Here is an 11,990-nt window from a genome sequence, read left to right as displayed (position 1 = left end):
GAACTAAGATCAAAGAGTACCGCGGATTTTTCGGTATTCGAATACAAGGTAATACAAGCTTCGAATCCATATAGCTATGATGAGTCCCAAAGTAGCAATGTTAAATTTATTAACAGGTGACTTCGTTTTTGGGTCAGATATTTCAATATACTTCTGATTTATTTCCGGAACAGGGACGGAATTTGATTCATAATCAGTGTCGAACCCGATGGCAATGCTTTTGTTATACAACTCAAGCTTTGCTTCGGGAGTTCCTTCCGGATTAGAAGGTTTCCATCGCAGCATATGAGTGACGGCAGACTCAAGTCTGCTGCTTACAGCATGGACGTAGCCTTTAATAGCAGTACCGCTTTGAATGCTCAGTACATCTGTAGCAGGGTCAGCGAATACTATGATGTGTTGTCCGTTGAATTCTCCAAGATATACTCTATAGGTCGGGTTCCCGTATTCATCAAAATGACGAAACGCATACGCGCTATTTTCATAGAAGCCCGAATCGAAGGAATTAACCCCACCCGCATAATGATTGATATTTATATCTTGAAGATTGGTGACGGATAGCGCTGTATACTCTTGCTCGTTTATAAGCTCCAGATCATTCAAGCTGGTCACAATAAAGGGAGTATTTTGGATGCTTATGTTCCAGTAGTAATTTATACAGCCTATAATTAGCGCTGACGTTACAAGCATGATGATCATATGTAATAGAATATTTTTGTTGAATAATAGCTTCCAGTTTCTCCGATTTGCCCGGTTAGCCTTCACTAAATTCGGTTGTTCCTCAAGGGTACTCTGATTTCGATCGCTAAGCTGTACCGCCTTATTGAGCAATTCCTCTGCTTCGCCGGGGTTTCCGAGACTCATCCTGCAATGACTTAAGAGAATGACTGCGTCGGAGTTTTTTGGCCACTTGGATAGAATGTACTGGCACTGCTCTGCTGTTTGGCTGGTCTGCCCCATGTAATACCAAATTCGGGCTTTATACAGGTGTCCATCGATTTCCTCAGGCAGCAAACGGATCAATTGATCGAAGTAGGCTAATGCCGCCTCATATTGAGCTGTACGCATACAACATTCCCCAAGCAAACGAAGCAGATCAGGATCATCAGCAAAAAGAGCAAAGGCCCGCTTTAGATAGGTTTCAGCTTGCTTCAGGTCATTTTGAGATAGAGCAGCATAACCTTGATCCCGCAGCTGCAGAAATTGATCGTAATCAAGGCCATCTGTCTGGAGCAGGAATTCGTAACGAAGACCGGGATACTTTAGCTGTCTCAGGTAATAGCTCCAGATGGAATTTGGATTGTGATCGTCATCGAAGTCGATGGATTCCTGTATTGTATTTTCCAGATCCAAAGAGCTCTCAAGCAGCCGCCATATTTCGGTCGGAAGGAAAAGCTTGCGGTCTTCTAAAATAAACATCAACTGGTTGCGAATTTGCAGCTTGAAATCGATATTCCACATTACGCTCGAGTTAAGCAGCTCAAGCCATTTATCCTTTGAAATGCGTGATGGAAAATGCTCATACAAGGCGATGATCGCTTCAACAAATTCAGGGACAGTGTTGTAGTCAGTCTCCGACGAAGAAGAACCCTCAGTCTCGAATACGTGCTGCCATATGGATTGATTTGCATGAAGCGGTATTCTGGGAGGCGGCATTAATTGTTCATTGTCCTCAGGCTGAATATGCTCGTGATTCAGTTGCGAGAGGTTGATTCTGGGAACAAGCAATGTCTGAGGCTCAATATCGCTTTGAGACTCATCATCGTCTCGCAGCTCTTCATACTCTACCACCTCTTCGCGGGAGGCTTCACGCTTGGCAAAAGACAGCGCTGCGTCGAATGCCTCGCGCAGCGCTTGATAACCTCGGGGATCATCCTCCGGATGATATACTTTAAGCTGTTTGGCATACGCTCGTTTGATGGCTTTAATGTCCGCCGTTCGGCTTATACTGAGACGCTCCCAAATGGTCATTAAAACTCCAGCCACCTTTCAAGTGAATCCAGCTTCTGTTTAAATAGAACAGCCTTTTTCTTGATCTCCTGTTCATCCTGGGAGGCTAACACTCGTTCGAAATCAATAAGAAGATTGGCTATCATGTCACGCTTCTCATGAAGAGATTCTTCGTAGAGTCTTTCTCCTCTTGCTAACAGCAAGCGATTTTCACTCCGATCACGCGGATGGATTTTAAGATGCTTGAGCTCTTCAAGTCTGGCCTGAATTTGCTCCGGTGAAGACTGACCCGGGTTTTTCTCAATAATGACGGTTCTTTTTTGGCGAGTGCTTACTGCTGTGAGTTCAACTTCAAGCACCCCGTTAATGTCATACGTATAACGTACATCAACTTCTTCTTCACCGGCAGCTGCGACAGGTACGGGTATATCCAGTTCCCCGAGCTTGACATTATTTTCAACCTTCCGGCTTTCCCCTTGGTAAACGGTGATTCTGATTTTGTCTTGGAAAGGGTGGAGGGTTGTATAACGCTGTACTTTGCTGACGGGAATTGGCGTGTTGCGTTCAATAATAGGATCGAAATGTCCACCTTCATAACCTCCGTTTGGCATTCGGATGGATATAGATGTTCCTAAGGTGAACGGGCACACGTCAGTCAGAATCATTTCTTGCAGGCTGGCATCGCGATCCTTCAGGGCCACCTGAATAGCCGCGCCCAAAGCTACTGCCTCATCGGGATTAATTTGTGAGTAAGGGAGTCTTCCAAAAATTTTGCTGACGATAGTTTTAATAAACGGCATTCGGGTAGCTCCCCCGATCAAGATGACGGCATCAAGATCCTGCGGCATCAGGGATGCGTCACGGAGCGCGCGTTCAATCGGGTTACGCAGGCGCAGCAATAGCTGGGCAGTGAGCTGCTCATATTGGTTGCGATCTACCGTTAGCTGATAGGTCTGTTCCCCTTCAGTGAATACCATTTCACCTGCATTCCCGTTTCCTAGAGCAAGCTTGCACAGCTCTGCCTGTTTGATCAAGGCCGATTGAGCTTTGCTGGACAGGTTTGCATAATCGATTCCATTCGACTCTACAAAGTACGATAATAATACTCCGGTAAAATCCTCGCCTCCAAGATAGTTATCTCCGGCAATGGATTGCACCTGCATGATTCCTTCGAACAACTCCAGTACGGATACGTCAAACGTACCGCCGCCGAGATCAAACACAAGGAACTGTGTATCCGCCTCCTGAAGGTGCAGACCATAGGATACAGCGGCCGCAGTTGGTTCGCTGATCAGTCGCTCTACGTGTAATCCGGCTAATGAGGCAGCTCGTAAGGTAGCCTTCCGCTGCGCATCATTGAAGTAAGCAGGCACGCTAATAACAGCCTCTTCAATCTCTTCACTTAAATAAGCTTCTGCATCATCTTTTAATGATCGAAGAACAAAGGAAGATAGATCCTCCGGTGTGAACGTGTATTTTCCAAGCGGGTATTGTTTATCCGTCCCCATATAACGTTTGAAAGTTGATGCGGTAAGCTGGGGGTGGGTGATTAAGCGTTCCTTGGCGATTTGACCAACTAAAATTTCATCGTTATCGTCCAGACTGACTACAGAGGGTGTTAAGTGATTTCCCAGTGAATTAGGGATAATGACAGGCCCTTGCTCAGTCCAGTGAGCTACCAGACTATTGGATGTTCCAAGATCAATTCCGATTTTTGCCATAATTATGTACCTCGCATTTGCCATCTTAAGTATATATTTTTTATCGGAATTGAAGTCCTCGATGGTTAGTATTTTACATTGCCCTCCCCCTCTTAATTAACGATTATCAATAATACAGTTAATGCTACTATAGGTAAACCTATCACAAGGGATAGAACGGTGATAGTTCTTTTAACCTTATACTCGTCTTTGAGCCATTTATTAAGAGCTTTGAATATGACGATCCCAATTAATCCACCAAACATATTTAAAATAATGTCATCTATATCTGTTGCGCCTAGTGTAAAAATAAATTGAACGATTTCAATGAACAAGCTAATTATGACAATAAACAACAAGTTATGTGATATCGTTTTTTTTGCATTGTGTAAGGTCACATATATTCCGGCCGGGATGAACATTAAAATATTTCCCCATATGTTCACATCTAACAATCGAATTTCACCCAATCCATTGTCAACCATAATATAGTCTTTAATTGAATGAAAAGGGATAAAATTGACACTTCTTAAGCTATCTCTTGCCATAAAAACAATATCGACTAATAGCAGCGCATAAAAAATCAAAATCGCCCAATAACCTATGTTTAAAAATTTCTTCATAATTCAACCTTCCATTTCTTCCTTTATTTATACGTATAACGATTAAGTTCAGACAAAAGTCTTGAAATTAATAAAACACGTCTAAAAATCACTATTTAGCATTTTCGCTTTATGGTACATTTATGGAATATGTAGCTGCTGTGATTGGGGTTCTAACTCTTTCATAGTCAACAAAATGATTGTTTTAGGTTATGCCTAATCAACCAGCGGCGAAGTCTTACGCCTCTGAGAACACGGCACCTGATGCATGGTGCTCGAAGGAGAACACCGTTAACTGGAATGCACCTCTCGTATGGGTAGCTAAATATATCCAGGAGAACCTTAAACCACTGACAGTTGAATCAACGCGCTGATCAGCGGAATATGGTACAATAAAATTCGACTAGTGATTACAAAAAAACTGGTCGAATTTTTTGTGTAACAAATTGAAAGAGGTGTTTTTTTGTTAGAAAATCATGAAGATTTGTTAGAACAAACAAATATCCAGCATGCCATTGTTGGCGAGATGAGTTCGTCTCTGCGTGAAACATTGGGAGGGCTTAATAAGACTAGGATTTCCTCGCTTGCGAGAACGTACAATATATCCGGGAGATCCAAGATGAAGAAGGACGAGCTGGTGCTGGCTCTATTGGAACAGATTACGAATCCGGCAATTATGGAATCAGCTCTGCTCATTTTAGATGCTGAGGAATGGGCAATGCTTGAGTCTGTTTATGCTAGTCCATTTGTTCAGGATAACTTCGTTCCTTACGGGTTCTACCATTTATTGCTTGATCTTGGACTAGTGTATACTTTCTTCGATAACAACAAATTGTATATGGTTATGCCCGAAGAAGTGAAGGATACATTTAAGCAAGTCAATACAGACACATTTAAACAAGCTCATAGCAGACAATTTCTCGTGCTTGAGTATGTACAGGCTCTGACTAATTTATATGGTGTTTTTACTCTGGACCAGCTTCTGGCAATTTATAATGAGCAGAATGCTTCTGATCCACTTAGCGAACCGGAGCTTACGGCTTATGTGGAGCAATTCCTGAGCAGACAGCAGAAATTCGTTATGGAATCAGGTTATTTGATGTATGGCGGGCTGGCGGCTGAAGAGTCAGATGAGGGGGAGCTTGAGCGATTACTAGAGCAGATTCAAGGCAAACCGCATTATGTTCCTGACAAAAGTGAGTTGTTAAAATATGCGGATGACGGTTACTTTGAAATAACATCACAGCTCGAAGAGATGAAAAAATATATCCTGACCCATTTGACTAATGACGTGGAATTGGCCGATTACCTGATCGACGATATTCAGTTTGCTTGTTCTATGGAACTACCTATGCAGCAGGTAATAAACGAATTTGAGAGACGAAATCTTGTGTTTGAGGATGCGAAGCAGGTAGAGCAGGTTGTTCATTTGCTTACTGAGGTACGCAACAATACCAGAATATGGTCAAACTGCGGACATACTCCGAGCGAATTACGGGCGTTAACTGCAATCCCGGTTATTCATGGAAAGGTTGTTAAGTCATTTCAAGTCGAAAAAATCGGACGTAACGAGCCGTGCCCATGCGGCAGCGGATTGAAATATAAGAAATGCTGCGGTAAATAGATCAAAAAGCTTATTCCTCTTCGTTAATGAGCAGGAATAAGCTTTTTTTCTGTGAAATTTTTTTGTATTCATTAGGTGTAATGCCGACCATCCGTTTGAAAAGCTTGCTTGTTATTATTTATTGTCTTTATTTTTCTTATTTTATTGGGTCGTTTCATTAAGGGTTAGACAAATAATAGTAGTAATATTGACAATGTTATAATGATGTAGTGCTATTATAATAACAATAGCTAACAAAAAACGATATCGAAAACAATTTTCTTATAATGGAGGAACTATGACCACTTTACAACATGTATTGGATAATTGGGTTTTTAAGGCTTGCGATGGGGAGAAATGGTTTCCTGCTACTGTTCCGGGATGCGTACATACGGACTTACTGAAGAATGGCCAAATAGATGATCCTTTTTACGGCACGAATGAGCATGAACTGCAGTGGATTGACAAGAAGGATTGGGAATACAGAACTAGCATCGAACTACCGGAAGGCTGGAGTGATTTATCACGGATTGATATTGTTTTTGATGGCTTGGATACTTATGCTGATGTCATAGTAAACGGGCAGCTGGCGTTGACAGCGGATAATATGTTTCATTCGTGGAGCGCTGATATTAAGTCGCTGCTTACAGAAGGAACTAACACAATAACGGTAAAGTTCCGTTCTCCGATTTCAGAGGATATGCCTAAACTGGAGAGCCTGGGCTATCAGCTTCCAGCTCCGAATGACCAATCAGAGCTCGGTGGTACAGATGACCGCAAGATCAGCGTTTTTGCGCGTAAAGCGCCTTATCACTATGGATGGGATTGGGGGCCACGCTTTGTTACAAGTGGCATATGGCGTGAGGTTCGGCTTGAGGGCTGGTCTGAGCCTGTAATCAGGGATCTGTTTATTCGTCAGGATCAAGTGAATGCAGAAATGGCACAGCTGACAGCTATTGTAGAGGTTGATTCTATAGATGCGTGGGAAGGCCGTCTACAGATCGCTTCAGATTGTGGTCAGTTATGGAGTGAAGAGATTGCTTTGGAGTCAGGAAAGCAATCTATCACCCTAAAAATGCAAATTGCCGATCCTAAGCTATGGTGGTGCCGCGGGCTTGGTGAGCCGACTATGTATTCTTTTAATGCTGAGCTATTGCAAGGGGAACACAGAGTGGCTGATTATGCTGTTAAGACGGGACTACGCCAGATCAGATTGGTTCGCGAGCCTGATGAGGCTGGGGCTTCCTTTTATTTTGAATTGAATGGTGTGCCAGTTTTTGTTCGGGGATCTAATCATATTCCTAATGATAGTTTTGCTGCGGAAGTGACTTATGAGCGCTACAGACACGAGATTGCTTCGGCGGCTGAGAGCAATATGAATATGTTGCGTGTATGGGGCGGCGGGATTTATGAGGAAGACATTTTCTATGAGCTCTGTGATGAATATGGGCTTTTAGTTTGGCAGGATTTTATGTTTGCATGCAGTATGTATCCAGGAGATGAGGCGTTTCTGAACAGTGTCGCCAAGGAAGCGGAGTATAATATTAGACGTCTTCGCAATCATCCATGTATCGCATTGTGGTGCGGCAATAATGAGATTGATTCTGCTTGGTCGCAATATTTGGAGAATGCGGGATGGGGCTGGAAAGAGAAAGGGCCTTATACCTCTGAAATTCGGGATCGGATATGGCATGATTATCAGGCTGTGTTCCATAATATTTTGCCAAAAGCAGTGGCAGATGGAGCTAATGGTGTAGCGTACTGGCCGTCTTCCCCGCTTAGAGATTTAACTGGAGACGAGAAGCAGCATGCCTATAAAATTTTCGGTGAAGGGGACGTGCATTATTGGGGAGTATGGCACGCTAGTGAGCCATTCAACAATTACAATACACAAATCGGGCGTTTCATGAGTGAATACGGATTTCAGTCGTTCCCAGAGCTCGATTCAGTCCTGAGATATGCGCCGGAGAGCGAACTTGCGCTGGAGTCTGAAGTGATGCTGGCTCATCAGAAAAATGGTCGCGGTAATCAGTTGATCAAACAATATATGGATATGTATCTGCCTGAACCGAAGGATTTCAAATCATTCCTGTATATGAGTCAAATTTTACAGGCTGAAGCGATCAAGACTGCAATCGAGGCACACCGTAGAAATAAACCATATTGTATGGGAACGCTGTACTGGCAAATGAATGACTGCTGGCCCGTTGCTTCCTGGGCCGGAATTGACTACTATGGCCGCTGGAAGGCGCTGCAATATATCGTTCGGAGAAGCTTCAAGGATGTGATGCTGTCCATTGACGATTCTGATAAGGCTGGAGAAATTGCAGTACACATCGTATCGGATCGTCCTACGGGGGATATCGAGGCAGAACTTATCCTTGCACTTTATGATTTTAAGGGAACCTTGCTTCAGGAACATTCTTATCAGACCCTTGTCGCTGCAAATTCATCTTCCAGGGTGTTCATGGCTCAGACTAAGGAACTGCTAGGTGATCAAGATCCGCGTAATGTCGTTATGCGCCTTGTTCTAAAATGTCACGATGAGGTGCTCGATAGCAAGGAACATTACTTCACTTCATTTAAGGATATGAAGCTGACTCATGCACAGGTTTCTGTAGAGGAGGTTGCTGGCAGCGCGGGAACAGTGCTCATACTTGAGAGTAACGAGCTTGCCAGACAAGTGTGGTTATCATCAGAGGAAGAGGGAATCTTCTCTGACAATTTCTTCGACTTGATTCCCGGCATTCCGGTCACTGTCGATTTCCGACTCCGCAGCCATGGGGAGGAAGCGTTTGTTCCGGGATCACCAGGCAAAATAACGGTACGGTCGATGGTGGATTTTGTAAAGTCTGAGGAATAAAACTACTTGTGTGTACACAAAGAGGCCGCCCCAAAAGTTATCTAGGATAACTGTGAGGGGCGCTTCTTTTTTAGCAGTGGAAGGGCAAGATATCAGGAAAAGCTGCAAAAATGCATTTTTTTAAAAGTAGCCATGAAAAGATGAACAAAAGCCTGCAAAAATGCAGAAATATTGTTCAGAATAGACTAGTTTGAAAAGAATCCTAGAGAAAGCCTGCACATTTGCAGCAATTTAGGGCGTTTAGAGGCTTTACATGATCAAAGCCTGCACATTTGCAGGAATTCCGCATCATGCACTATTACACATGAGATACGGTCATAGAATGTGGCGGGGTCAAGCGGTGCAGGGATCGTCTTCCTTGCACCGCTATTTCTATTTTTGACAGTATACCTACTTTTGGGACAGCCTCTTTGTTGCTGATTATATGGTATAACGTTTATACACACTTTCTTTAATAATATCGGGCAGTTCCTTCATTTGCTCTGAATAGGATTCGGGTGACAGATTTCCCTGCCTATAGCGCTGCGTTAATTGTCCTTGCATCTGGCTTACCTGAAGCTCGATGAGCCGATCGACATCCTGCTGATGGGAATCTGCAATGTCAGCTAAAGAGTTGCCTTCTAGCAGAGCATTATAGACAGTTTCGTCAGCAGAGACTCCAAGAGCCTCATTGAAGTCGTCATTTCCGGATTCTGAGGTATTGTCATTATGAAGATTGGATTGCTTGATTGGGCATGCGGAAGCAGAGCCGCTAATCAACTGTCCGGATATGCCTGGAGTTAGTGTAATGACAAATGCCATCGTTCCAACAATAACTACTTGTTTTATATTCATATGGATAAATTCCTCTCTTTGCAGCATTAAGTCTACTTTAATTAGTACGTTTAAAAACTTCATTTAGTTTCAAATGGAAAATGTTTCTCCAATTACCCGGTCCAAAGTGGGTATAGTAAAAAATATAAAATACATGAGATAAATACTGCATACACAATTTGGAATAGTATATTAGAATATTAAAAATACGTTACGTATCGACGTAGAACATTTTAAAGATATGGGTGGTGCAGAGAAATGATTATTGGAGTTCCCAGAGAGATTAAAAATAATGAGAATAGAGTCGGGATGACGCCAGGTTCCGTCCTTTCTTATGTTCAAGCAGGTCATGAGGTTAAGGTTGAGAGCGGTGCTGGTACAGCCATCGGATTTACTGACGAGGATTATGTATCTGCTGGAGCAAGCATTGCACCCACAGCAGCAGAGGTCTGGAATTCGGAAATGGTCGTTAAGGTAAAGGAACCGCTACCCGGGGAGTATTCATATTTTCGCGAAGGTCTGGTGCTGTTTACGTACCTGCATTTGGCTCCGGAGCCTGAATTGACGCGAGTCCTTGCGGAACAAGGTGTAATTGCTATCGCTTATGAGACCATTCAACTGGAGAATGGAAGTCTTCCGCTGTTGATTCCGATGAGTGAAGTAGCTGGCCGGATGTCGGTGCAACTGGGAGCCCATTTCCTAGAAAAGCCAAATGGAGGAAAGGGCGTATTGCTGAGTGGAGTGCCAGGAGTTGAGCCGGCAAAAGTCACCGTTATTGGTGGAGGGATCGTTGGAGCCAATGCGGCCAGAATGGCGGTAGGATTAGGAGCTGATGTAAGCATTCTTGATACTAACCCGGATCGCTTGCGACAGCTTGATGATCTGTTTCAGGGGAGGGTCAGAACGATCATATCTAATCCCTACAACGTTGGGCAAGCTGTACAGCGAGCAGATTTGCTTATTGGAGCAGTCTTGATTCCAGGCGCTCGAACGCCTCGTATTGTTACTGAAGATATGGTCAAAAGTATGGCTCCAGGCTCGGTTATTGTAGATGTGGCTATCGATCAGGGCGGGTCTATAGAGACGATTGACCGGATTACAACTCATGATCAGCCTACGTATGAAAAGCACGGTGTTATCCACTATGCGGTTGCCAATATGCCGGGCGCTGTCGCCCGTACTTCAACTTTGGCGTTAACTAATGCAACAACCCCTTATGGACTGCAAATTGCTACTAAAGGATATCGTCAGGCGGCGCTGGACAATGCTGCTATTGCTAAAGGGATCAACGTGATGATGGGAAAAGTAACCTATCTTGCAGTTGCTGATGCACAGGGAATTGCCGGTGAAAATATCCATGAGTTATTAAAAGCTAACGGATAAAACTACGCAATGATTTCCAGAAAAATGGTTATATCTATATAAATTAACTATAATTTTAAAATGATTTGAGTGGAGATCCATGTTACGATTTGGACGTACCAAAAATCAGGCCGAAGCTTATATGAGCGCGGGGGAACCGTTTTTGGGGGTGAAGTCGTAACTTTGCGACAGGGAAAATCCGCTTTGTCCCGAACCCGTCAGCTAACCTCGTAGGCTGCAAAGGGAGAGATTTTACAATATGAAAAACGTTTCAAAAAAACTTGCTATAGTAGGAGCAATCGCTCTTTCACCAGTCTTGGCAGCAGGTCCTACAATGGCTGCATCGTTAAATGCTACTGACCAGGCTGCAACAAAAGCATATGTGGCAAAAGTTCAATGGTCAGGCCATAATTTCAACCTGTCACAGCAAAATAACAGCCTGTCTGGGCAGAGCTTATCAGACCTGCTGAATAAGCTGTTGAATAATAGTAATAATAATAATGCGTCAAAACCAACATCGCCTGCGCCTTCCAAATCGGAAACCATAACAGAAGATACGAATGCAGGAAAAGGAGAAACTCAAAAGAATACTACGAGCCAGGATGAGAATAATAAATCCGAATTCGCTAAGCAAGTGGTCGATTTGGTAAATCAAGAACGTGCCAAAGCAGGGCTTCAACCATTAAAAAGCGATGCGGCGCTTACTAACGTGGCAATGATCAAGGCTAAAGATATGTACAACAACAATTACTTTGATCATAATTCTCCAACGTTAGGATCACCTTTTGACCTGATGAAATCAGAAGGCATTCAATACCGCACCGCTGGCGAGAACATCGCCAAAGGGCAACGCACCCCGCAAGAAGTAATGAACGCGTGGATGAATAGTGAAGGTCACCGTCAAAACATTATGAATGCAAACTACACTTCCATCGGAGTTGCTTACTATAATGGTGAGTGGGTACAAGAGTTTACGGGTTAATGAAAGTACCCCTTCGGTATATACGTTTTCAAAAGGCTCTGCTGAAATATGCAGGGTCTTTATTCTGTTTGGCTGATCCTATACTTAAAATAGGTATTCACCTATCCATCTTCTG

Annotated in this window: 8 protein-coding genes and 1 riboswitch; of the genes, 4 read left to right on the top strand and 4 right to left on the bottom strand. The window is 43.4% G+C overall.

Features of this window, described 5'->3' with window-relative positions; translation table 11 throughout:
- Positions 1–9 precede the first annotated feature (9 nt).
- From BLS49_RS20215 to BLS49_RS20205, 3 genes are all read right to left on the bottom strand, one after another.
- A complete protein-coding gene (locus BLS49_RS20215) occupies positions 10–1,971 on the bottom strand; it encodes a J domain-containing protein (protein WP_091235133.1) in 1,962 nt (653 codons plus the stop codon).
- Complete coding sequence (locus tag BLS49_RS20210; protein ID WP_091235130.1) at positions 1,971–3,671, bottom strand: molecular chaperone HscC; 1,701 nt, start codon at positions 3,669–3,671, stop codon at positions 1,971–1,973. Before BLS49_RS20210 ends, BLS49_RS20215 begins: the two co-directional genes overlap by 1 nt.
- A gap of 92 nt (positions 3,672–3,763) precedes the next feature.
- Positions 3,764–4,198: a VanZ family protein gene (locus BLS49_RS20205; RefSeq protein WP_425432165.1), complete on the bottom strand. Its 435-nt coding sequence runs from the start codon at positions 4,196–4,198 to the stop codon at positions 3,764–3,766.
- A gap of 517 nt (positions 4,199–4,715) precedes the next feature.
- Between BLS49_RS20205 and BLS49_RS20200 the strand changes: the two genes are divergently transcribed.
- Both BLS49_RS20200 and BLS49_RS20195 read left to right on the top strand, forming a co-directional pair.
- Positions 4,716–5,876 carry a Rho termination factor N-terminal domain-containing protein gene (locus tag BLS49_RS20200; RefSeq protein WP_091235125.1) on the top strand — a complete coding sequence of 387 codons (1,161 nt, stop codon included), beginning with the start codon at positions 4,716–4,718 and terminating at the stop codon, positions 5,874–5,876.
- A gap of 277 nt (positions 5,877–6,153) precedes the next feature.
- Complete coding sequence (locus BLS49_RS20195) at positions 6,154–8,718, top strand: beta-mannosidase (protein WP_091235122.1); 2,565 nt, start codon at positions 6,154–6,156, stop codon at positions 8,716–8,718.
- Between the two features lie 420 nt (positions 8,719–9,138).
- Here the strand turns inward: BLS49_RS20195 and BLS49_RS20190 are convergent, their stop codons facing one another.
- Positions 9,139–9,552 (bottom strand): hypothetical protein, encoded by a 414-nt coding sequence (locus BLS49_RS20190; RefSeq protein WP_139173162.1) that lies wholly within the window; start codon positions 9,550–9,552, stop codon positions 9,139–9,141.
- A 237-nt stretch (positions 9,553–9,789) separates the two neighbouring features.
- Between BLS49_RS20190 and ald the strand changes: the two genes are divergently transcribed.
- Positions 9,790–10,914, top strand: a complete 1,125-nt coding sequence (gene ald, locus BLS49_RS20185) for an alanine dehydrogenase (protein ID WP_091235117.1) — start codon at positions 9,790–9,792, stop codon at positions 10,912–10,914.
- Between the two features lie 98 nt (positions 10,915–11,012).
- A riboswitch (cyclic di-AMP (ydaO/yuaA leader) is annotated at positions 11,013–11,145 on the top strand.
- A 7-nt stretch (positions 11,146–11,152) separates the two neighbouring features.
- Positions 11,153–11,875 (top strand): CAP domain-containing protein, encoded by a 723-nt coding sequence (locus BLS49_RS20180; protein ID WP_091235115.1) that lies wholly within the window; start codon positions 11,153–11,155, stop codon positions 11,873–11,875.
- The last annotated feature ends 115 nt before the right edge of the window (positions 11,876–11,990 follow it).

Origin of the sequence: Fontibacillus panacisegetis (assembly GCF_900102215.1) — a bacterium.
Taxonomy (GTDB): Bacteria; Bacillota; Bacilli; order Paenibacillales; family Paenibacillaceae; genus Fontibacillus; species Fontibacillus panacisegetis.
This window is presented reverse-complemented; position numbering and strand designations above follow the sequence as displayed.

Coding starts and splice junctions, on each gene's coding strand:
- BLS49_RS20205 (WP_425432165.1), bottom strand. CDS start 4,198: ATGGCAAGAGATAGCTTAAGAAGTGTCAATTTTATCCCTTTTCATTCA.
- BLS49_RS20195 (WP_091235122.1), top strand. CDS start 6,154: ATGACCACTTTACAACATGTATTGGATAATTGGGTTTTTAAGGCTTGC.
- BLS49_RS20210 (WP_091235130.1), bottom strand. CDS start 3,671: ATGGCAAAAATCGGAATTGATCTTGGAACATCCAATAGTCTGGTAGCT.
- BLS49_RS20190 (WP_139173162.1), bottom strand. CDS start 9,552: ATGAATATAAAACAAGTAGTTATTGTTGGAACGATGGCATTTGTCATT.
- BLS49_RS20215 (WP_091235133.1), bottom strand. CDS start 1,971: ATGACCATTTGGGAGCGTCTCAGTATAAGCCGAACGGCGGACATTAAA.
- BLS49_RS20180 (WP_091235115.1), top strand. CDS start 11,153: ATGAAAAACGTTTCAAAAAAACTTGCTATAGTAGGAGCAATCGCTCTT.
- ald (WP_091235117.1), top strand. CDS start 9,790: ATGATTATTGGAGTTCCCAGAGAGATTAAAAATAATGAGAATAGAGTC.